Annotated in this window: 23 protein-coding genes and 1 pseudogene; 21 read left to right on the top strand and 3 right to left on the bottom strand. The window is 60.5% G+C overall.

Annotated elements, in window-relative coordinates:
* Positions 1-20: 20 nt before the first annotated feature.
* The 14 genes from ACOQPC_RS09540 to ACOQPC_RS09475 all read left to right on the top strand — a co-directional run bounded on the left by ACOQPC_RS09540 (position 21) and on the right by ACOQPC_RS09475 (position 12,367).
* Positions 21-473: a MaoC family dehydratase gene (locus tag ACOQPC_RS09540; protein ID WP_420605503.1), complete on the top strand. Its 453-nt coding sequence runs from the start codon at positions 21-23 to the stop codon at positions 471-473.
* A gap of 131 nt (positions 474-604) precedes the next feature.
* Positions 605-1,264, top strand: a complete 660-nt coding sequence (locus tag ACOQPC_RS09535; protein ID WP_420605502.1) for a TetR family transcriptional regulator — start codon at positions 605-607, stop codon at positions 1,262-1,264.
* Between the two features lie 433 nt (positions 1,265-1,697).
* Positions 1,698-1,994 (top strand): hypothetical protein, encoded by a 297-nt coding sequence (locus tag ACOQPC_RS09530; RefSeq protein WP_420605501.1) that lies wholly within the window; start codon positions 1,698-1,700, stop codon positions 1,992-1,994.
* A 23-nt stretch (positions 1,995-2,017) separates the two neighbouring features.
* Entirely contained in the window at positions 2,018-2,410 is a 393-nt protein-coding gene (locus ACOQPC_RS09525; RefSeq protein ID WP_420605500.1) for an EcsC family protein, read from the top strand.
* Positions 2,411-2,550: 140 nt separating this feature from the next.
* Entirely contained in the window at positions 2,551-3,591 is a 1,041-nt protein-coding gene (locus ACOQPC_RS09520; RefSeq protein ID WP_420605499.1) for a glycosyltransferase, read from the top strand.
* Positions 3,588-4,604 carry an acyl-CoA dehydrogenase gene (locus ACOQPC_RS09515; protein ID WP_420605498.1) on the top strand — a complete coding sequence of 339 codons (1,017 nt, stop codon included), beginning with the start codon at positions 3,588-3,590 and terminating at the stop codon, positions 4,602-4,604. The genes ACOQPC_RS09520 and ACOQPC_RS09515 overlap by 4 nt, the downstream gene beginning before the upstream one ends.
* Positions 4,601-5,242: a PIG-L deacetylase family protein gene (locus ACOQPC_RS09510; RefSeq protein WP_420605497.1), complete on the top strand. Its 642-nt coding sequence runs from the start codon at positions 4,601-4,603 to the stop codon at positions 5,240-5,242. The genes ACOQPC_RS09515 and ACOQPC_RS09510 overlap by 4 nt, the downstream gene beginning before the upstream one ends.
* Positions 5,239-5,820, top strand: a complete 582-nt coding sequence (locus tag ACOQPC_RS09505) for a class I SAM-dependent methyltransferase (protein WP_420605496.1) — start codon at positions 5,239-5,241, stop codon at positions 5,818-5,820. The genes ACOQPC_RS09510 and ACOQPC_RS09505 overlap by 4 nt, the downstream gene beginning before the upstream one ends.
* A 227-nt stretch (positions 5,821-6,047) precedes the next feature.
* The gene (locus ACOQPC_RS09500; protein WP_420605495.1) at positions 6,048-8,132 is read left to right on the top strand and encodes a catalase; all 2,085 of its coding nucleotides are present in this window, start codon (positions 6,048-6,050) and stop codon (positions 8,130-8,132) included.
* An 8-nt stretch (positions 8,133-8,140) separates the two neighbouring features.
* A complete protein-coding gene (locus tag ACOQPC_RS09495) occupies positions 8,141-8,806 on the top strand; it encodes an SRPBCC family protein (protein ID WP_420605494.1) in 666 nt (221 codons plus the stop codon).
* Positions 8,807-8,810: 4 nt separating this feature from the next.
* Complete coding sequence (locus ACOQPC_RS09490) at positions 8,811-9,986, top strand: zinc-dependent alcohol dehydrogenase (protein ID WP_420605493.1); 1,176 nt, start codon at positions 8,811-8,813, stop codon at positions 9,984-9,986.
* An 11-nt stretch (positions 9,987-9,997) separates the two neighbouring features.
* Complete coding sequence (locus ACOQPC_RS09485) at positions 9,998-10,777, top strand: SDR family NAD(P)-dependent oxidoreductase (RefSeq protein WP_420608114.1); 780 nt, start codon at positions 9,998-10,000, stop codon at positions 10,775-10,777.
* Positions 10,778-10,883: 106 nt separating this feature from the next.
* Positions 10,884-11,279: a YidH family protein gene (locus ACOQPC_RS09480; protein WP_420605492.1), complete on the top strand. Its 396-nt coding sequence runs from the start codon at positions 10,884-10,886 to the stop codon at positions 11,277-11,279.
* A complete protein-coding gene (locus ACOQPC_RS09475; RefSeq protein WP_420605491.1) occupies positions 11,276-12,367 on the top strand; it encodes a glycosyltransferase in 1,092 nt (363 codons plus the stop codon). The genes ACOQPC_RS09480 and ACOQPC_RS09475 overlap by 4 nt, the downstream gene beginning before the upstream one ends.
* Positions 12,368-12,381: 14 nt before the next feature.
* Here ACOQPC_RS09475 and ACOQPC_RS09470 read toward each other — a convergent pair whose 3' ends face one another.
* Both ACOQPC_RS09470 and ACOQPC_RS09465 read right to left on the bottom strand, forming a co-directional pair.
* Positions 12,382-13,272 (bottom strand): glycosyltransferase family 2 protein, encoded by an 891-nt coding sequence (locus ACOQPC_RS09470; RefSeq protein WP_420605490.1) that lies wholly within the window; start codon positions 13,270-13,272, stop codon positions 12,382-12,384.
* Entirely contained in the window at positions 13,269-15,323 is a 2,055-nt protein-coding gene (locus tag ACOQPC_RS09465) for an HAD-IIB family hydrolase (RefSeq protein ID WP_420605489.1), read from the bottom strand. Before ACOQPC_RS09465 ends, ACOQPC_RS09470 begins: the two co-directional genes overlap by 4 nt.
* 76 nt (positions 15,324-15,399) lie before the next feature.
* Between ACOQPC_RS09465 and ACOQPC_RS09460 the strand changes: the two genes are divergently transcribed.
* The 4 genes and pseudogenes from ACOQPC_RS09460 (at position 15,400) to ACOQPC_RS09445 (ending at position 19,872) form a co-directional block, all read left to right on the top strand.
* On the top strand, positions 15,400-16,458 hold the full coding sequence (locus ACOQPC_RS09460) for a glycosyltransferase family 4 protein (protein ID WP_420605488.1): 1,059 nt from the start codon (positions 15,400-15,402) through the stop codon (positions 16,456-16,458).
* A 603-nt stretch (positions 16,459-17,061) separates the two neighbouring features.
* Positions 17,062-17,223: pseudogene (locus ACOQPC_RS09455) on the top strand (hypothetical protein); the annotation flags it as partial.
* Positions 17,224-17,280: 57 nt separating this feature from the next.
* The gene (locus tag ACOQPC_RS09450; protein WP_420605487.1) at positions 17,281-18,228 is read left to right on the top strand and encodes a tyrosine-type recombinase/integrase; all 948 of its coding nucleotides are present in this window, start codon (positions 17,281-17,283) and stop codon (positions 18,226-18,228) included.
* A 396-nt stretch (positions 18,229-18,624) separates the two neighbouring features.
* Positions 18,625-19,872, top strand: a complete 1,248-nt coding sequence (locus ACOQPC_RS09445) for a reverse transcriptase domain-containing protein (protein ID WP_420605486.1) — start codon at positions 18,625-18,627, stop codon at positions 19,870-19,872.
* Between the two features lie 51 nt (positions 19,873-19,923).
* Here the strand turns inward: ACOQPC_RS09445 and ACOQPC_RS09440 are convergent, their stop codons facing one another.
* Positions 19,924-20,130 carry a helix-turn-helix transcriptional regulator gene (locus ACOQPC_RS09440; RefSeq protein WP_420605485.1) on the bottom strand — a complete coding sequence of 69 codons (207 nt, stop codon included), beginning with the start codon at positions 20,128-20,130 and terminating at the stop codon, positions 19,924-19,926.
* 544 nt (positions 20,131-20,674) lie between these two features.
* Here ACOQPC_RS09440 and ACOQPC_RS09435 point away from each other — a divergent pair.
* The 3 genes from ACOQPC_RS09435 (at position 20,675) to ACOQPC_RS09425 (ending at position 21,952) form a co-directional block, all read left to right on the top strand.
* Positions 20,675-21,148, top strand: a complete 474-nt coding sequence (locus ACOQPC_RS09435; RefSeq protein ID WP_420605484.1) for a sigma factor-like helix-turn-helix DNA-binding protein — start codon at positions 20,675-20,677, stop codon at positions 21,146-21,148.
* A 123-nt stretch (positions 21,149-21,271) separates the two neighbouring features.
* On the top strand, positions 21,272-21,532 hold the full coding sequence (locus ACOQPC_RS09430) for a ribbon-helix-helix domain-containing protein (protein WP_420605483.1): 261 nt from the start codon (positions 21,272-21,274) through the stop codon (positions 21,530-21,532).
* Positions 21,533-21,535: 3 nt separating this feature from the next.
* A complete protein-coding gene (locus ACOQPC_RS09425) occupies positions 21,536-21,952 on the top strand; it encodes a putative toxin-antitoxin system toxin component, PIN family (protein WP_420605482.1) in 417 nt (138 codons plus the stop codon).
* The last annotated feature ends 6 nt before the right edge of the window (positions 21,953-21,958 follow it).

The following is a 21,958-nucleotide window of genomic DNA, read 5'->3' as shown; positions in this document are numbered from 1 at the left end:
GCAAGAAAGGTTGTGAAGGCATGAAGACATACCAGACCGCTGCAGAACTGGCGGCGACCGTTGGCGAGAAACAAGGGCCGAGCGGATGGCTAATGGTCACGCAAGAGATGATCGACACATTTGCCAAGGCCAGCGGCGATTACCAGTGGATCCACGTCGATACCGAACGGGCGGCGACCGAAATGCCCGACGGCAAGACGATCGCGCACGGGTTTCTGGTGATGTCGCTCGTCAGCACGCTGCAGCCGCACATATATGTGGTCAATTCGAAGTCGATCCTCAACGTCGGTGTCGACCGTCTCCGCTTCCTCTCATCCGTGCCGGTCGGGTCGCGCATCCGGCTGTGGATGGAAGTGCTCGAAACCGAGGAGAAGGGCGGCGGACTGCGCATTGCGGCCCGCGCCACGATCGAGATGGAAGGAGCCCACAAGCCCGCGCTGATTTACGAACTGATCCTGCTTTATTTTGATTGAACGGCCGATCGAACGCCATTTGCGGTTCCCCGGTCTCGATCCCGCGCTTTGCAGAGCGCGGGGCGTTCGCTAGAAGCGAAAAGGTACAGACAGGAACCGGAAGTTATTTTTCGATGAAGCAAGATCCGATCTTGAAGAAGCCGTCGGCGCGCAAGCGCCGCGGCCGGCCCCCGTTGAAGGACGTGCCCGACCGGGTGGATACGCGGCTGTTCCTGATGCAGGCCGCCAGCGAGATCATGATCGAAAAGGACGGGGCCGACGTTTCTCTGAGCGAAATTGCCGAGCGGTCGGAGATGAGCCCGGCGCTGGTCCAGTATCATTTTGGCAACAAGGAAGGGCTTCTGATCGCGCTGATCGAGCGGGACGGCGCCGAAGGCGTCGCCAAGCTCGAGCGGGTGCGGCAATCGGACTTGCCCGCGCTCGACAAGTTGCGGTTGCATATCGGCGGGCTGGTCAATGCCTATTTCCGCGCGCCTTATATGAACCAGTTGCTGAACGTGCTGATGCGGCGCGAGGAGACCGAGGCATCACGCCGGGTGAGCGACCTGTTCATGAGGCCGATCGTCGAGTTTCAGCGGCATCTACTCGAACAGGGCGTGCGCGAGGGCACGTTCCGCGAAGTTTCGCCGGTGGAATTCTATTTCATGTTGGTAGGCGCCTGCGACCACCTCTTCGCCCGGCGCGGCGCACTTGCGCACGTGTTCGATATTACCGAAGTTAGCGAGGATCTGAAGCGTGACTACATCCGCTTTTTGACCGAAACGATTAGTCGCGGGATAGCCGCCGACTGATTCGCACCCGGCCGGTCACCTCGCAATCGTAACTAAATGATCGATCGTTCATTTTTTGCCTTCAAGCCACGCGCAATTTGGCATCCCGACCGCTTAGCCACTCATAAGACCTTGAAGTGCCATGGTAGCCACGTCGAGATTGTCATGGACGGGCTCAAACCTGTCCCGCATCGCTGAAAGAGCTGGCCCCTGAAGAGAGGCGGCAAATGGAAGGGTGGCTGAACAATCGGGCCGAAAACGAGCATGCTACGTATAACTGCTGACAGGCTCCGGGCAATGCTGCACGGTGAATGCGATTTACAACAATCGGTGGTTCGCGGGCTGGCGGATACCAAAGGCTGTTCGATCCGTTGGGAAGCCGAACCGACGGTTACGGTCTCCAGTGCCCGTATCATATCTACCGGGATTGGTTTTGCGGACGCAGGAAGATTTTATGAATTTCGACAAAGCGCAGCAGAATTATCGATCGCGTAAACCATCGGCGATCGGGCGGGGGATCGAGAAGCTTACTCGCCCTCTGAGCGCTATCTTGTCGCATGCAATTCCTTCGTCGCTGCTGGAAAAGATTGCGCGCGGTATCGACTCTGCTGCGACGCAGCCTAGCCTCACTTCCCTCGGTCACGACATTTCCGACTTGCACGCGTGCCACGAGGCATCGAGGAAAATCGAAACCCGTGCCAAGGCGATGAACGCAGCCACTGGCATGGCGTCCGGGTTCGCGGTGCGCTGAGCATGAATGCCGACATTCCCGCCATGATCGCGCTGTCCGCACGCAATATCCGTGATACCGGGAGGGCTTATGGCTTCGAGGGTGCCGGCCCGGTCGAACAATTGTTCCGGTCGACTATCATGGAGCTGGCCGCGCTCGATGCTGAGGCCCCGCGCACGGCACGAATTGCAGCGCTGGAAGCGAGCATCGCCGTCGATGGAAAACTGTTCAATCATGGCCCGGCGGCCATGGCTCCATTGATCGATCAGGCGATGGAGCGGCTGGCCCGCTCGCTCGCTTTCTCGCTGGCCCGCGCGAAGGTAGGCAGCGTTATCCCGGTTCCGGGATCGCTGGTGAGTGGTGCGGTAAATACCTCGTTGCAGGGCGACGTTTCAAAAGCCGCGCGGTTCGCCTTTCAAGCGCGACGCTTGAAGTAAGAACCCGTGGTTTTACAAAAGGCAGCGCCGAGAAGGGAGAGACCGGCACACAAGATCGGAACGCGCCAATCCGCGATCGGCTGGAACGAAACGAGCCATTGCGACCTGGTTACTATTTCGTCTGAGCGAGAATACCGTTTGTGAGACCCATTGCGATCTGCGTGCCCGTTCGTAATGAAGCGAGGCGTCTGCCATTCTTTCTGGCGAGCATCGCCCGGCTGGACACTTCCGGCCTTGCCCCTCCCATAGTTTTCGTGACCCTGGACAGTTGTTCCGACGCATCGGAGCAGATTGTGCGAGAAACCCGGAATGAAAATTCGCTTCTCGACCTTCGCATCGTCCGCTTGACGCCGTGTCGGGAAGCAAATGCCGGGCGGGCCCGAAGAGCTGCCATGCACGCCGCGTTTGCCGAGTTTCGCCATTGGCCGAATGCGCGCCTGTTGACCACCGACGCGGACTCGGTGCTGGCCCCCGATTGGCTTTTGAAGAACGAAGCCGCGTTCGACACCGCCGATTTGATCGCCGGCTACGCGAAACGCGGCAGTCGATCGAGAGATGAGCGACGAGACGAACTCGAAGCTTATCTAGAAAGCCTGCACGATGTGCGACGGCGCATCGACCCGATTGGCTATGACGCGCCAGTTTCGCATCCCTACACCAGCGGCGCCAGTCTGGGTATAACGTTGGCGGCCTACGAAAGGATCGGCGGGATGCCAGCCCTGCCTTTTGGCGAAGATGCCGCGTTCGTCGATTACGCGCGGCTTGCCGGTTTGCGCGTGCGTCAGGACAAGGCGGTCAGGGTCAGGACGTCGGGGCGGCGACGGGGCCGTGCCGTCAATGGTTTGGCAGCAGCGCTCAAGGCGTCCGACGAAGATGCAAAATTCGGAATTCCGTCTCTGCTCGAAAACCCGTGGGATGCCTGCCAGCATTATGCCCAGCAAGCGTTCAGCCGTGCGGCATATCCCAGGCTCCTTTCCGAGTCAGATGCTGTGCGCCACGCCGCGGCCGCGGGTCTCCCGCCGGAAACGGTCGTATCAGCGTGGGACGAGGCATCTTCGGCCGATGCCTTCGTCATGCGTGTCGTTCCAGTCGCTGCAACGAAAAAGCCGGTTACGTTAAACGTTGCCCGCGATCTGCTCCTCGAAATCGAGGCCAACCTCGAACCAAAGAGGACCGCATGAAGTCTGTTGCGGGATATCTGCGAAATCTCTTCGCGCAAGGAAAGTTCAGCGACGAGCTTGCGACCGCGTTTGACGACGCTTTCGATGAAAGGCTGTACCTGTTCTCCGACGCTTGCGTTGTGGTCCATTGCATAAGTACCATGGTCGAAGCGGGCGCGGCCGACCTGGCATTTGGTCGGCTGTTCGAAGGTCATGTCAACGCGTTGCAGCTTATCGAACGCTATGGAACGTCCGCCCAACAGAACGTCGTTCGACAGCTTGTCAGCGATGGAGCCCGGTTTGGCGTTTGGAACAGCGATCTGCCGGGCGATCCGTTGTCGGTAAATGGCGACAAGCTTAGCGGCGGGAAGAACTTTGCTTCCGGTGCCGGGTTCCTCAGCCACGCCATCGTAACCACGGACGCCAACGATCCCATTCTTTGCCAGATGCATCTGGTCGATCTCGATACCGGAAATGGTCCGGATGTCGACCGATCGTGGTGGATGCCGCTTGGCATGGCACGTACGGACAGCCATGTCGTGCGCTGGGACAGGCGCCACCCGCCGGTTTCGGAAAGGATTGGCGAACTCGGAGACTACCAGCGGCAACCATTTTTCAGTGCAGGCGCGCTTCGGTTCATTGCCGTTCAGGCCGGAGGCATCTGTCAGCTCTACGAATGCCTCCGCGACCATCTGGTGTCATCCGGGCGGGCCGAGCATCCGCAGCAGCAGCGCCGTCTGAGTGAGGCTTTTGCGGATGCGCAATGTGCCATCGATATGGTGATTGCCGCGGCAAGCCGCTATGACGAGAGCCTTCCTGATCTTGTCGTCAACATATCTGCCGTCCGCCTCAAGGTTCTCGAACTTGCGGAGGCTCAGCTCACGAGAGTGCAGCGCGCGGTCGGCGTATCTGCCATGCTGCCGGGGCATCCGGTTTATCGGCCGCTGACCGACCTTATGACTTATTTGCGCCAACCAAATCCCGATGGAGCCAGTGCTTCCGTTGGGGCCGCAATGCCGGATTTGACCTTATGAATTTTTCCGCGCTTCGAAAAATGCTCGTGATTGCCCCCCATCCTGACGATGAGGTGTTCGGTTGTGGTGGCACGATAGCGTTGTTGCATGCGACGGGCTGTGACGTCCATGTCGTCGTTTTGACCGACGGATCGGCATCGCATCGAAACAGCAGGAAATATCCGAAATCACGGCTTGTGGCGATCAGGCAGGCCGAAAGCCGACGGGCGTTGGCGGTCCTCGGATTGAACGCGTCCAAAGTGACGTTCCTAAATCTGACCGATGGCGCTTCGGATCAATGGGGTCGGGATCGCGCCGCGCTTCGGCCCTTGGTTCGGATGCTGCGGCACCCTTGGGGTGCCATCTTTGGCCCCGCGATCATTGACGACCATCCCGATCACCGCGCCGCGGCCCATGCGGTTCTTCGCAATCGTCGGTCCGTTCCCTATTTTGCCTACACGATCTGGCCGACAGGGCGATACGACACGGGCGGCTTGATAAGCGTTCCCTTGAAGTCCGTTCATAAACGCAAGCGCATGGCGGCAAAACATTACCGGTCGCAGCTTGGCATGATCAAGGACGATCCGGATGGGTTTTCGCTCAAGCCGGAAGATCTGCGGCGTCTCGCCCGGCCGGCTGAGACTTTCCGGCGCCAATGAGCAAGCCGATCACGATCGAAGGCTTTGAACAGAAGTTCGCCGGCGATAGCGATCCCTGGGGGACGTTCGTAATCCGAGACGAAGCCAACAAGCGAGCAGCGATCCGGCATGCACTCGGCACGCGTATGGCCGGGCGTACGTTGGAACTGGCATGCGGCAACGGATCCAATTCGATCATGCTGGCGCGCCGAACGCTGCGGCTCATCGCCTGTGACGGAGCGCCCTCCGCAGTTTCCCTCACGGCAGAACGTCTGAAAAAGACTCCCAACGCGGTTGTGCAGCATTGCAAATTGCCGGAAGGTCTGCCGCGCAAGGTGTTCGACCGCATGGTCGCTGCTGAAATTCTGTATTATCTTTCTCCTTCGGACCTCGCGAAGCTGGCTTGCCGAGTAGGCCATAGCCTGGCCCCGGGAGGTGAACTCATTCTTTGCCATCACCATCTGCATTTCCACGACGCCGCCCAGGATCCCGCGCGGGTTCATGATCGGTTTCGCTGGCTCCTGCCCTTCAGGGTGCGGCCAGTCTGGCATTACCGCAACTCGCGTTGGGTTGTCGAAAGATGGCAGCGTTCCAGGTAGCACGCCGTCCCTTGAAGCCGCCATTTGAAATCTGACGAAGATCGAGCCCTCCTGGGCCGACCGGCAGTGCAACATCTGATAAGTCCGATTAACATATTATAAGAGAGCCAAAAATTTTGGAGCCGGAATGAAAAGAATTCTTTCCGCCAGCGAACCTAATTCTTTATCGCCTGTTCAATGGATGAGTTCGATAATTTCAAACCGCATTGCATATTTGGGAGAGAAAAATGGCCGACGATCTGAGCCTCGATAAAGGCGGCGCGCCGCATCAGACCGCCAAGGGCGACGCTGATGGCATGACCACGGCGCAGGGTGCTCCGGTCGCTAACGATCAGAGCTGGCTAAGGGCCGGTGCGCGGGGTCCGGCGCTCCTCGAAGACCATATCGCACGCGAGAAGATCTTCCATTTCGATCACGAACGTATTCCGGAGCGCGTGGTGCACGCGCGCGGCTACGGCGCCCATGGCACGTTCGAACTGGCCGAGGACCTGTCCGAACATACCCGCGCCAGGGTGCTGACCGAGGTCGGCAAAAAGGTGCCGGTGTTCGTGCGGTTTTCGACCGTCGCGGGCAACCAGGGCTCGCCCGACCTTGCGCGCGACGTGCGCGGTTTCGCGGTGAAATTCTATACCGACGAGGGCAATTGGGACATCGTCGGCAACAACATCCCGGTGTTCTTCATCCAGGATGCGATGAAGTTTCCCGATCTGATCCATGCCGCCAAGCCGGCGCCCGACCGCGGTTTCCCGCAGGCACAGACCGCGCACGACAATTTCTGGGATTTCGTGACGCTCAGCCCGGAATCGATGAACATGATCATGTGGATCATGTCCGACCGGACGATCCCGCGCTCGTTTCGCTTCATGGAAGGGTTCGGCGTGCACACCTTCCGATTGGTCAACGCCGAAGGCAAGTCGAGCTTCGTCAAGTTCCACTGGAAGCCGAAACAGGGGCTGCAATCGGTGGTGTGGAACGAGGCGCTCAAGGTCAACGGCGCCGATCCGGACTTTCACCGCCGCGACCTGTGGGCGGCGATCGACGCGGGCGATTATCCGCAATGGGACCTCGGCGTGCAGATTTTCGACGAGGCGTTCGCGGAGAATTTCGAATTCGACGTGCTCGACGCCACCAAGATCATTCCCGAGGAGCAGATACCGGTGCGGATCGTCGGCACGATGACGCTCGACGAGAATGTCGACAATTTCTTCGCCGAGACCGAGCAGGTCGCGTTCTGCACGCAGAACATCGTGCCGGGGATCGACCAGTCGAACGATCCGCTGCTGCAGGGCCGCAACTTCTCCTATCTCGACACGCAGTTGAAGCGGCTCGGCGGACCGAACTTCACGCATATTCCGGTCAACGCTCCGAAATGCCCCGTGCGGCATTTTCAGCAGGACGGGCATATGGCGATGCACAATCCGAAGGGCCGCGTGAATTACGAGCCCAACAGCTGGGGCGAAGGTACAGGCGAGGAGGCCGGTCCGCGCGAAAATCCCGAGCGTGGGTTCGACAGCTATCCGGAACAGGTCGAGGGGCCGAAGCTTCGCGCGCGACCGGAAAGCTTCGCCGATCATTACAGCCAGGCGCGGCAATTCTACATCAGCCAGACGCCGACCGAGCAGGCGCATATGGGCAGTGCGCTTACTTTCGAACTGTCCAAGGTCGGACGGCCCGAAATCCGCGCCCGGATGGTCGGACATCTGCGCAACATCGATGACGGCCTGGCGCAAACCGTCGCTGACGGCCTCGGCATGGCCGAACTGCCCGGCAAGTTGAAGGCGGCGAAGGAACCGATCGCAGATCTGCCCGAAAGCCCCGCCTTGTCGATCATCAGGAACGGACCGGGGAACTTCAAGGGACGCAAGCTCGGCATCTATATTGCCGAAGGCGGCGATGCTCCGACGGTTGCGGCGCTCCAGAAGGCGGCGAAGGACGCCGGCGCGATGTGCGAGATCATCGCGCCGCATGTGTCGGGCGCCAAATTGTCGGACGGCAAGATGGTCGAAGCGGACGAGAAGATCGATGGCGCGCCGTCGGTGGTCTACGACGCGGTGGCGATCGTGATGGGCGAGGAGTCCGGCCGCGAACGCGCCAGGGACAAGCCCAGCCAGGACTTCGTCAGCGATGCGTTCGCCCATGCCAAGTTCATTGCCTACACCGATGCAGCGATGCCGATCTTCGCGGCCATCGGGCTCGACGAACGCCTCGACGACGGCTGCATGAAGTTGAGCGGCGCTGGTGATGCGTCAGGCTTCATCGAAACATGCGGCAAGCTGCGTTTCTGGGAGCGCGAAGCGGTGAAACAGGATTGAAGGAGACCATGATGTCGAAACCCTATGACGAATCTGACCACGACGACAGCTCCGGCGATCGCCGCAAACTGGGCGGAGCGGCCATACTCGCGCTCGGCGCGGCAGCGGTTGCGGGAGGCGTGTTTTTCGCAACGCGCGACAGCGACGACAAACAGCGAGGTCCCAACGACGCACCCGCGCGCACCCGCAAGAAGATTCCGGGCGATCTCTACCTTACCGGACGAACCGTCACGATTGATAAGCCCGCGCGTGAGCTCTACGATTACTGGCGCGATTTCCAGAACCTGCCAAAGTTCATGGACAATGTCGTCAATGTCTCCCCCAAGGGCACGGCCGGAAGCGCGGTGTGGACGATCAAGGCGCCGCACGGCACCGTCGATGTCGAAACCGAAATGGTGGACGACAAGCCGGGCGAACGCATGGCGTGGCGCTCGGTTGAGGGATCCGACATCGAGACCGAGGGACATGTCGCCTTCAAGGATGCCGGACAGCGCGGCACCTTCGTGGAAGCCGTCATCGCCTATCGCCCGCCCGCCGGCACCGCCGGGCGCCTGATCGCGAAACTTTTTCGGCGCGAGCCCGAGATCCAGGCGCGGCACGATCTGAAGCGCTTCAAAATGCTTATGGAAACCGGCGAGATCGCCATTTCCGATCATTACAACATCAAGGAGTAGACCCATGCGCGCTCTAACCTGGCACGGAAAACACGACGTGCGCGTCGATACGGTTCCCGATCCGGAGATCGTCAATCCGCGCGATGCGGTGATCAAGATCACCAGCACCGCGATATGCGGATCGGACCTGCACCTTTACGACGGCGTGATCCCGACCATGCAATCCGGCGACATCCTCGGTCATGAATTCATGGGCGAGGTCGTGGAAACCGGAAAGGACAGCACCCTGAAAAAGGGCGACCGCGTCGTCATCCCGTTCACCATCGCCTGCGGCAGCTGCTATTTTTGCGGCAAGCAGCAATATTCCGGCTGCGACAACAGCAATCCGGTCGAAAAGCAGGACATTTCCGAAGCGCTCTACGGCCACGCGATGTGCGGCATTTTCGGCTACAGCCACATGACCGGCGGCTATTCCGGCGGGCAGGCCGAATATGCGCGCATTCCGTTCAGCGACTTTGGCCCCATCGTCATTCCGGACGGCATGAGCGACGATAAGGTTCTGTTTCTGTCCGACATCCTGCCGACCGGCTGGATGGGCGCGGAGAATGCCGAGATCGAGGATGGCGACATCGTCGCCGTCTGGGGCTGCGGCCCGGTCGGCCTGTTCGCGGTCCAGTCCGCTCTGGCGATGGGGGCTGAGCGGGTGATCGCGATCGACCACCATGCCGGACGGCTCGAGCTGGCGCGCAAACTTGGTGCGGAAGTCATCGACTTCGAGCAGACCGACATTCGCGAAGCGCTGATGGAGATGACCGGCGGAATCGGTCCGGATGCGGTGATCGACGCGGTGGGCATGGAGGCGCACGGTTTTGCCATCGACAATATGATCGATACGGTGAAGCAGACCGTCGGCATGGGCGCGGACCGTGCCGCGGCGCTGAAGCAGGCGATCATGTGCGTGCGCAAGGGCGGCCGCGTGTCGATGCCCGGCGTCTATGGCGGCATGACCGACAAATGGCCGCTCGGCGCGTTCATGGAGAAGGGGCTCCAGTTGCGCACAGGGCAAACCCATGTGCAGAAATATCTGAAGCCTTTGCTGCAGAAGATCCAGGACGGCGAACTCGACACTACCTTCCTGATCAGCCATCGGCTTCCGCTCGAGCAGGCGCCTGAAGGCTACAAGAATTTCAAGGAAAAGCAGAGCGAATGGACGAAGGTCGTCCTGAAACCCGGCACTTAAGGAGAGCAGTTATGGCACGACCTCTTGCGGTTGTTACCGGTGCCTCAACCGGCATCGGATTCGAACTGGCCAAATGCGCGGCCGAAGACGGACACGATCTGTTGATCTGTGCGGACGAGCCCGAGATTGAGAAGGCCAAGGCCGATCTCGCGGCGTTCGATGTTTCCGTCAAGGCGCTCCAGGCCGATCTCGGCACGGAGCATGGAGTCGAGGCGCTGGTGTCGGCGATCGGTGGCCGCGACGTCGCTATCTTGCTGGCCAACGCCGGACGCGGTCTCGGCGACGGATTTCTCGATCAAAATTTCGAGGAGGCCAAGAACGTCGTCGACACCAATGTCACCGGCACTATCTCCCTGATCCATGGTGTCGGACGCAAAATGCGAGATCGCAACGAAGGTCGCATTCTGATTACCGGGTCGATCGCCGGGTTTATTCCAGGCAGTTTCCAGGCCGTCTACAACGGTTCGAAGGCGTTTCTCGACAGCTTTAGCTGGGCGCTGGCTAATGAGCTGAAGGAGACCGACGTGACCGTCACCTGCTTGATGCCCGGGCCGACCGATACCGAATTCTTCCGCCGCGCCAAGATGGAAGACACCGACGTCGGACGCGATGACGATAAGGACGATGCCGGCAAGGTTGCGCGGCAGGGTTACAAGGCGTTGATGAAGGGTGAGCATGGCGTCGTCGCGGGCAGCTTCATGAACAAGGTTCAGGCCACGTTCGCCGGGATTATTCCGGATTCCATATTGGCGGAAATGCATCGCAAGATGGCAGAGCCTGATGGACGCTAAGACCCTATGAGGAGCGATCTTACGCTAGTTCGATCTGTCGTGCTCCCAATTTCCCATTATATGGTGCGTTCGGCTTAATCTGTAGCGATCGACCGGAGGGCATTCATTGGCTGACAAGGACAAGACGACACTTGCCGGCGACCGCACCGATTATGCCGAGGACAGGACCGAATTTGCCGAAGACCGGACCATCATGGCAAACGAGCGAACCTTTGCCGGTTGGATGCGGACCGGACTTGCAGCGGTTGGGGTCGGGCTGGGTTTTAATGCGCTGTTTGACGAGTTGGAGCCGTGGTGGCTGCCGCGTCTCGCGGCGTCGATGCTCATTATGTCCGGGATTGCCATCTTCTTCGCGGCCCAGCGCAAGGGATGCAATGTGTATGAACGGCTGGATGCCCACAGCGCGGCCCCGATCGGTGGTATGAACCTGAAACTCATTGCCACGGCGCTCAGCGTTGCGAGTATGGTGCTCCTGGTGGGGGTTTGGATGTTACCTTTATGAAACCAATCGCCTTCTTTGCCCACCATCAGGGTCGAGGCCATGCCAACCGCATTCGCGCGATCGCCGAACATTTCGATCCGGCCCGTACCGTCACTGTGATGACCGCCGCGCCCGAACAGTTCGACGGGGCAAGCGATATCGAAACCGTGGCGCTGCCCGACATGATCGGCGCGCCTTCGCGCACCGAGGCGCTACACCAGGTTGCGACGCCGGACATCATGCACTGCGTGCCTTTGGGTGTAGCCGAGATGCGTTCCCATATGGCGCTGATCGCGGCAACGCTCGAACGGCTCGATCCGGCTTTGTTCGTCATCGATGTTTCGGCGGAAATCGCGCTTCTCTCGCGGATCATGAGCGTTCCGGCCGTCACGATCCGTATGCACGGGATGCGCGGCGATGCAGGGCATCTGGCGGGCTATCAGGCCTGTGTCGGGATATTGGCGCCGTTCAACGAGCGGCTGGAGCAGGCCGACTATCCAGATTGGGCGCGGGACCGCACATTTTACTCCGGCGGCCTGTGCACCACGCGTGATGCTGTTCCCGAAAAAGGCGAAGCACGGCAGAAGCTGGGGCTAGACCCGGACCGGGCGATCAATCTCGTCGTCGCTGGCGGCGGCGGTTCGGGCACGCCTTTTGCCCCGCTCACCGTCGCCGCGCGGGCGGAGCCGGACGATCTTTGGCTCGTGGCTGGCCCGGTGCACCGCGAGGGACATGAAACCGAGTTCGCCAATCTCGTGGAGCTAGGCTGGATATCCAACCTCACCGAATATCTCGCGGCGGCGGACCGGGTGGTCTCTTCGGCGGGCGACAATGTGGTACACGAGATCGCGCGCGCGCAAAAGCCGTTCCTGTGTTTCCCCGAATGGCGTTATTTCGACGAACAGCGGTTGAAAGCGCAGCAATTGGCTCGGCTCGGAGCAGCGGTGGTGCGCGATACCTGGCCGGGCAACCTTGCCGAATGGCGCGGACTGCTGGCAGAGGTCGATGCGCTCGATACGGCGCGGCTGGCCGCGCTGCACGACGAGCAGGCCGCAAAGAAAACGGCACGCTGGCTGGAGGATATGGCGGACCGCCTCTGGGACGAATGATCAACATCGATCGGCTAGCTGAACCGAACGCTGTCCGGCTGCAGACTTGCGGCGAGCTCTGCCTGCGTCGGTTGCCGAAGGATTTCGAGCCCGTTCTGTTCCCAATGCACCAGGCCGATATCGGCAAATTGGCCGAGCCAGTAATCCATGCACCATCGGCCCCATCTCGTGTGGAACAGCCGCGCGTTACGGATGATCGCTTCGAAATGATGGAGTGGCGGCACGTGCACGGCATGGTGCTGATGGTAGACCTTGGTCCTGCCCAGCCAGGCGAGATCGATGCCGGCGGATTGTAGCCGATACGCGAAGTCAGTCTCCTCGGCGCCGTAACCGCGATAATCCTCATCCATACCGCCCGCCTTTTGCCAGTCCGCGGCGTGAAGCGCGAAGGCGAGACCCCATAGCTCGCCATGGTCTGGTTCGCGCCTGACGGATACGCCGTCGAGCAAGGGCTTGGCCGGATGCCGAACGCCATTGCGGACCATCGCGTCATAATCCAACACATCGCTCCCCGCTTCGGTCCAGTCACGCCGCTCCCCGGACAAATACCGGACTTCCGGCAAAAGAACCTGGCTATTCGCGCGGGGCAATTCTTGGGCCACGCGGCGCACAAGCTCCGGATCGGGAATACAGTCGACGTCTAGAAACAGGAGATGGTCCGCGTCCGCCAGCTCGGCCGCCCGGTTGCGCGCGGCGGCCAAGGGCATTGCCTCGCCTTTGACATGGATCGCTACGAGCTCGCACGGCATGTCCGGCAATCCTGTTGGCATTTCATCCTGCATATATGCGATCACCAGCCGGTCGGCAGGTTGCCTCTGCGCCCGGACGCCCAGCATCATCTGCCGGAGATGCCGTTCACGCCCCCTGACGATCGTACAGATCGTCAGGCGACCTGTGCCCGTCATGGGCGCTGGCCCTTGCGGAAATATTCCACTCCCTCGATCACGCCCGCGGCATGGCCGGCGCGCGCCACATAGCTGTGCGACAGTTCAGGCAGATCGACGATCCGGTCGCGGTGGTTACAGACGATGATCGGCTTCATCGACCAGGCGAGCATGGAAACGTCGTTGCCGCTGTCGCCCGCCACGATCACCTCGTCATGTTCGATACCGAGATTGCGCCGCAGATAATCGATCGCCGCCCCTTTCGAGGCGGCGGGAGGCAAGATATCGAGATAACGGCCGTGGCTCGCGACGACATTGGCGCGAAGTCCGGCCTTGGCGATGATTGCGCGGACCTCGCCCGCCTCGGCTTCGGTATCGATGAAGTAGCTCAACTTATGGGACAATTGCTCAAGCGGCCCCTGTGCTCTCAGTTCCAGCGGGCCGATCGCCGCCAAAAGCCTTTCGCGATCCCAATCCCGGTCTATCAAGCGTTCCCATCGGTTATCCCGCGCGAACCGGCGCTTCCTGCCGTCATAGCGATGGATCACCGTACCGACCGAGCTGACGATGAACGCGGGCGTCGGTATGCCGTCCGCCGCGAGGATCGCCTGCGCGCTGTGAAAACTGCGTCCCGAGGCGATGCCAAACACCAAGCCCGCCTGGTCCCGCTGCCAATGCGCGAATCGCCTGACGCCTTCCTCGTTGCCGAGCAGCGTGTTGTCGATATCGCAAACCAGCATGATGTTTCCCAACTCCGTCGGCAGATCTTCGGACCGGGTGATTTCGCGCAGAAGCGCGTGATAGACATCGACATGCGCGTTCCAGTCATAGGCGGTGACCGCGCGCAGCCCGTTATCCGCGCAGCTATTCCATCGGGCGGTATCTTCCAGCAACGCCAGGGATGCCCGGGCAATATGATCGATTCTCGACGGGTCGACCAGAATGCCGTTTTCGCAGCGCTCGACGATATCATTGGGGCCGCCGCGATCGGTCGCGACCACGGGCAATCCCGCCGCTGCCGCTTCCAGCAGGGTCAGGCCGAACGGTTCGTGCAGCGCCGGATTGACGAACAAGCCTCGGCAGTCACGGGCTAAGGCGTAATAGGACGGAATATCTTCGGGACGGTGAAACTTGGGATAAGCCACATGGCCGTAAAGATCATAGCGATCGATCAGGTCGATCAACTCGCGCATCACATCGCCGCATTCCGGCTCGAGATCGTCGATGAGGTGCCGGCAGCCTGCCACGATCACCAGGTTGGCGCGTTCCCGGAGCCGTGCATTGGTGCCAAAGGCGTGAACAAGCGCGCTCAGGTTCTTCTTGCGCACGGGGCGCGCGATGGCGAGCACCATAGGCTTGCCGTGATCGCACAGGAACCGGCCGATCTGCGACTTCACGCGGTCGCTGGTAACGGCACTGGCAAAGGGGGTCAGGTCGCTTCCCGGCGGTATCACCCGCAAGCGTCCGCTATCCGCCCCGCGATATCCGACATATTGCGCCTCGGCCTCATCCCTCGAGCTTGCGATAATACCATCCGCCGACGCAAGCGCCTCCTCCTCGATCGCGATCCGGCGACTCAGAGATTCGTCCTGCGCGATATCGAGCCCCGTGGTTTCCGCTTTCATGCGGCCCAGCGAGTGGCCGGTAAAGACGAACGGGATGCCGTGCCTGTGCTTGATTACGGCAGCCAGCCGTCCGGCGTCGGCATAATGGGCGTGGATGCAATCGGGCTTGCGCTCGAGCCCCGCAAGCCATTCTTCCGCCGCCGCCGCTAACGCACCGGTCTCTGCATAAAGCTCTTCCTTCGGCAGATAGGCCGGGTCCGAGCCTGCGAGGCGAACGATCCGGATTTTATCGTCGATGTTTTTGGTGCCGGGACGATATGTTTCACCCAGCGAAAGGTCTTCGAACCCTCGCGTCAATATATCGATGCGATCGATGTCGGCCCTCGCTGCAGAAGCTGTTACCAATTCAACGAGATAACGAATATGGCCACCCGTATCGGCTGTCAGACCATATTCTATATGGGACCAGCGAAGGCAGCCCTGTAGCGCGATATGCGCAATAAACATTTGTTAAGCCCCGATTTTCTGCGTGCATATATTAGCGGTTTTAGGGCCAATCCGTTCCCGGGAAACGAACCGATAAATGTTAGAAGAGTCTTTGCGCATCGCGCATGTCGCCCCGGTGATCCTTCCGGTTCCGCCCCAAAGTTATGGCGGGACCGAGCGCGTCATCGCCGACTTGGCCCGCGAACAAGCTGCCCAAGGTCACCGCGTCACGTTGTTCGCCGGACGCGGCAGCGACGTAAGCGGGACAACGTGCATCGGTTCGTTCGACCCGCTCTCGGTTCATGAGGGTCGCCCGGCAGCCGGTACGACCCTGCCGCCGGGATTTCCTGCCGTGCTAGAAGCGATTCAACTCGACGACCTGTTGCGGCACGAGGGGCGGTTCGACATCATCCATCTGCATGGACCTGCGCAGACGTCCGCGGCGGCTCGGGCGTTGAAAGTCCCTCATGTGCGCACGGTGCACTGGCGCGCCGACGAGGTTGACATTGCCCTGCTGTGCGAAGCCTTCCCGGATGAACGGCTGATCGCCATTTCCGAGGCGCAAGCGCGCGACGTGCCAAAGGCCAATCTGGCCGGAACGGTTTATCACGGCCTCCCGCTCGATCGCTATTCGCCCGGCGGGGGTGCCGGCGGGTACCTCGCCTTCCTCGGCAGGATGACCGACCAGAAACGTCCGGACCGGGCGATCGCGATCGCACAGACCGCTGGCATGCCGCTTCGGCTGGCGGGTCCCGTCGATCCGGGCAATCCCGATTATTTCGCCGCACATGTCGAACCTTCGCTCGGCCGGGACGTCACCTATGTCGGCTCCATCGGCGACAGCGAAAAGGCGGTTCTCCTGGGCAACGCTGCGGCCCTGCTTTTCCCGATCGACTGGCCCGAACCGTTCGGCCTCGTCATGATCGAGGCAATGGCGATGGGGACGCCGGTCATCGCCTGGTCGAACGGTGCCGCTCCCGAAATCGTCGAGGACGGCGTGACCGGCTTTCTCGTAGAGTCGACCGGAGAGGCAATCCGTGCCGTAGGAAGGCTTGGCACGCTTGACCGTCAGCGCATACGCCGATGCTTCGAGGAGCGGTTCAGCGCCGTTCGCATGGCCGCGGATTATCTCTCAATCTATCGTATGTTGGTGTAGTCGGACCGAAGCGCATCGCCGACATCCGTTCGATCTCACAACCCGAAAGGAGTCACGGGAGTTCTCGGTAAGGAATCCAGGTCTACAAGCTGAGGCCGGAACCTGAATTTTTCACGACCGTGGTGCGCCCCGCAAGGAACATTAGTAGGCGTCCATCAGCGGATGTCACATTACGGCATTACGGGTTTCGGCACCGCGGCAGCTTACGCCAAGGCGCTCACCGAACGGGAAATTGCGCCGTAAATGCAGCGAAATAATCTAAAAATTGCCCGTTTCGAGAAAGAGCGTCTGCGGCGCATGCGGGCGAAACATCCCCAATAAACTGACATAATTGAAAAAATGGTGGACGCACTTGGGCTCGAACCAAGGACCCGCTGATTAAGAGTGAATCTTTTAGGGTCTCAAAGGATTTCATGTCGTTCCAGAACCCTTGTAGACCAATAAGTTATGTGATTCACTGTTCCAACAGATGCCGGGGTATTCCGGGCAAGGTGTTACCTAAGGTAACGCCCACGCCCGACCCGCTGACGAGGATTCAGATGGTATGGCAACAGGTAACGTCGGGCTGACCGACGCTAAACTCAAGGCGATGAAACCGCCCGCATCAGGCCAGTTGGAGATCAGCGACGGGGCCGTGCCGGGATTGCGGATCCGCATCGGGTCATCAGGTGCCCAGACCTTCATCGTTCGCAAACGCATTGGGGAAAGCCGAGGAATATCACCGTTGGTCGGTACTCGCCGCGGTTCGGTCTGGCTGATGCTCGCAAGAAAGCGCGGGCGATCCTGTCCGACATTGAGGCGGGAGGCGATCCGGCAGCGGCATTGCCGACGCCGCGCAAGCGCGGCGTGACGGCGAACACAATCCGGGCGATGTGGCCTGACTATAGGGCAGCACGTGCAGAGCGCCGTTCGATCAAGGAGATCGAGCGGGTTTTTAATCGCCATATCCTACCGCATTTCGGGGATCGGCTTGCCGACGCGATCACGCGCGCGGAAATCACCCGCTTCATCGACGAAATCGCTCAGACCGCGCCGGTGATGGCTAGAAACGTTCTAGCTCATCTGTCTTCATTCTATGGTTGGGCTCTGCCGAGGCTCGATCGCCTGCCGGGCAATCCGTGCCGAGATGCTGGCCGACCACCAGCGCCGAAGTCGCGCGACCGCGTGCTGAGCGAGGCTGAAGTCGGCATTCTCTGGAATGTACTCGATAAGGAACCCGCGCCGTTCGGCCCGGCGATCAAGCTGCTGCTGTTGACCGGCCAGCGTCGCAATGAGGTATTCGACGCCGACCGCGTCGAAATTGATATCGAGGCTGGATTGTGGACGATCCCCAGGCACCGCGCCAAGAATGGAGTTGCGAACCTCGTCCCCCTATCCCGCGACGCGTTGACGGTGATCGGCAGACTTGAGCAAAAGGGCGATAGCGAAAAGCTGTTTCCGGCGAGGGGCAATGACATCAACGGCCCGAGCGGTTTCAGTAAGACGATGACCCGCATTCGGAACGCGATGGCGGAACAGGCCGAGCGGCCAATCCCGCACTGGACGCTGCACGACTTGCGGCGGACACTCGCGACCGGATTGCAGCGGCTCGGCATTCGGCTTGAAGTAACCGAGGCCGTGCTGAACCATGTGTCCGGCTCACGCGCCGGCATTGTCGGGGTGTACCAGCGTCACGACTATTTTGATGAGAAGCGGCAAGCCCTTGATGCTTGGGCGCGGGATGTTCGGCGGGTGGCGAAAAAGCACCGCCCGAAAGCGGCCTTGACGTAAGCGGCAAAGTTGAACGGCGGCGAGCGCGCCGCTTATCGGTCAAATATCTCGCGGCATCCCTTGGCAGGAACAAAAGGCGACCCTATCTTGATCAAGTCCCCGGAATTGGCCGACGGATACGATCGTTGCAACGCGCAACCCGCAAGACGAGCAACACGACCACGGCGATGCCGAGGACATGCGACTCTGCGAGTGCGATAATCTGGTTCATGAGCATAGCTCGGACAACCTCCTCGATTACACTATACCACTTAGCGTTCTAGACCCGCGCCGACGAGCAGCCTCACACGGGCTTAACAGGGGTGGATTGTGGTGTGCGTCCGGGGGCGTCCAGCTTAGGCTGGGGTTTCGGGTCAAGACTGGCCCCCGGACTCTGCTGCTGATACGTTGGGGGTGATGATCTCGCCGCCCTCATGGTTCCGCCCGCGCGGCTACCTTCACCTTGATATGCCAGTAAAGCCTGTTTTCGCGGAAGCGCTGACCCCTGCGATTGTGGCTTCGCACGTCTGGTCGCCACTGATTCACTATGTGAAGACCGAGAAGCGGTACAAGGTCAAGGAACGGAAGACTGTCCCAAAGGATCGGCCGATCATGTTCGCGTCCCATCGCGACGCCTGCATTCTGTCGAAATACTCGGCCGAACTCGTTAGACGCCTGGACGAGTGGTATGCGGCGAACGGTCTGGACAAAACCGTGATCGCTTATCGCTCGCTTGGGCGGGCCAATTACCATTTCGCGAAGCGTGTTGAGGACTTCGTGCGGTCGCAGCCGTCGCTAACGGTGATGTGTTTCGACGTGACAGGTTTCTTCGATAATCTCGATCACAAGCGCTTAAAATCACGTCTTAAGTGGATACTTGGTTGCGATGAGCTGGGCGCGGATTGGTACGCCGTGCTGCGCGCAACCACCCGCTATCACTACATTCATTTGGAAGAACTGAAGAAGCACGATCATCTCGCGCAGCGGCTCAAGGAACGCGGTCGTCACCCGCTCGCCACCATCGCCGACGTGAAAGCCTTGTCCGTCCCGATTGAAAAGAACGCGAAGGTGGTCGGCATCCCTCAAGGCACGCCAATCAGCGCCAGTTTTTCAAACCTGTATATGACGGCCTTCGACCTGGAGATGGAAGCAGAAGCCGCGAAGCGAGGGGCGCTCTATCAGCGGTACTCGGACGACATCCTCGTCGCGTGCCCACCAAGCCGCCAAAATGTCTTGAAGGCGGTAGTTGAGGAAAAGCTAATCGAGCATGGCCTTGAGCTGCAAAGCGCCAAGACGGATATTGTAACGTTGCACGCCCCCGCCAGCACGCTAACCTTTCAGTATCTCGGATATCAGCTTGGCCATGTCGATGCGCGGCTGAGGCTGAAATCTCTCTCCCGCCAATGGCGAACGGCGAAGCGCGCTGTGAAGAAGACGGAGAGGGTCGGCTTGGCCGCGATCAAGGACGGCAAAGCCAACCAGATATTCACCCGCAAGCTGCACATGCGGTTTACCCGAGCCGTTGGCAGGAATTTCCTCGCCTATGCCGGTAGGTCAGCGGAGACGCTGGATTCCCCAGCAATCAGGAAGCAGGCCCGGAAGCTACACCGGTTCATAAACGGCGAGCTGGCGCGCCTACGCGGGAAGCCGAAGCCCAAGCCCTGATATTGCGGACCAAGCAGTATTCGCCCCGCGTTGAGTTCACCGTCGCTCCCTTTAGAAATCGCTGACCGAATAAAACATCGGATTACGCATCCAAGCGTTGACGGCAGATTCTCGCCAGCCTGCGCAGCGCGTGGCGATCCGTACTTGCTTGGGAAATGTGCCGGTCTGAATTTTCCGGTACAGAGTCGAGCGGCTGAGGCCGGTGCGATCGAGCACGGTATTGAGCCGGAGGATGCGGTCTGGCGTATCGGTTGTCATGGGGCGTTCCTGAATTGCTTGTGTTGCATTTGCTCCCCGTGGACAGATTTGCGATCGTCCTGGCGGAGCGTCAAGAGTGCCGAAAACAGTGCCAAATCAGCTTACTACGCCGTAGTTATCCGTAACTGTCCGTAGATGTCCGGGATACGCCCAAGAGCATGCCAAAATAAATTTACCGCTTCGTCGTGATCTTGCCGTCCCCGCGCGTTGGCGCGGTCGCGCTCTATGCCGCTCGCGGCACCGAGCCACCGTTCCGGCGTCTCGTCGGCATAGCCGTGACGATCGCATGACGGGGCCGGACGTTCCGTCCGGCATACGGGCATCGCGCAAGCGCGATGGCGTCGCCTCCTGCGTCGGCTTGGCGGGGTAGGCGTCGCTTCCCTCTAGTCCCGCCGCGACGGGCTGCAACTCGGGCTTCGCCCGAGTGCTTCATTGCATTGCGCCCCTACGGGTGCAGCCCGCCGCTATCGCGGGACTGCCGGTTCGCTCCTGCCGCCCACCCCGCCATTCCGGCGCGGTTGCGGTGTTTTAAGGAGTGAGAAAGATGAGGTTCAAGGTCAAACGCTGGGGCGCTTTCGCCCGCCGCCTCCGTACGGCAGGCCGGGCCGACACCCGCTTTCAGTTGCAGAACAGCGACCGATTCGACAGCGTTCAGAGTGGTGACGCCCCGCCGGATGCGGTGGACGACCCCGATTTGCGGCATCGTGCCAGAACGGCGTTCCAGCGTTCGATCGCCAGCTACGATCCGCCCGCAGCCGAGGAACCCGACCCAGAGACGTTGCGGCGCTTGGAACGAGCGATGCAGTCGATGCCCCGCATCACCCGCGAGATATTCATGGCGCACCGGCTCGACAATTACAGCTACGCCTACATTGCCAAGGTTACGGGGCTCAGCGTGCGCCAGGTCGAACGTCAGATGGCGACGGCTATTTACAAGCTTTGTCGTCACATGGACGGCGACGAGCGTACCAGGTGGCAGCGTTGGCGCGAACGCTGGATCGAGCGTTGGTTCCGATGATCCAAGCTGCCGTGCCCAGTTATAACACGCCTGGCCCATGCCGTCTCATGTCCCAACACCACCTTGTTGCAACATCAGAATTAGCGTATAAGCGTCTATCCGTTTGAACGTATAGGTGTCATTATGGCCAAACCTGCCCGCTGGAGCCTAAAAGTCTCGCGCGAAACCGATATCGCTCTACGCACCTTGCTGGCTACGCGCGGCGGTCGGAAGGGTGACCTCTCGCGCTTCGTTGAAGAAGCCGTCAATCGCGAGGTGCTGCGCGAAACCGTGCGTGACATTCAGGCGCGCAATGTGGATGCCAGCACCGAAGAACTTGAACGTCTGGTCGATGACGAACTTGGCGCGGCGCGCGCATCCTTCTGGTCCACGCCGCGTCGTTGATCCGTGCGCGTCATTCTCGACACGAACATCCTGTTAAGCGGGCTGATCTCACCGTCCGGCATCCCGGCGCGGTTGATCGATGCATGGCTGGATCGGAAATTCACGCTGATCAGCCACGCAATCCAGCTTGATGAACTGCGCGAGGTAACGCGCCGCGACAAGATACGCGCGCTGGTCCGCCCGTTCGAGGCGGGACGGCTGGTCAATCAGATCGCCGTCATCGCCGACATGCCCGAGCGGTTGCCGCCGGTCGAACGCTCGCGCGATCCGCGCGACGACTTCCTGCTCGCCTTATGCGAAGCAGGGAAGGCCGATTGGCTGGTGACGGGCGACAAGGACGACTTGCTGGCACTGGTGCGCCACGCCGAAACGGCGATCGTCACCGCCGCGCATTTCGCGCGCGAGCAGGGCATCCGATGAACGGCC

This window comes from Novosphingopyxis sp., from assembly GCF_965218915.1.
Classification (GTDB): Bacteria; Pseudomonadota; Alphaproteobacteria; order Sphingomonadales; family Sphingomonadaceae; genus Novosphingopyxis.
The sequence above is the reverse complement of the archived record's forward strand: the minus strand, read 5'-3'. Positions and strand labels throughout refer to the sequence as shown.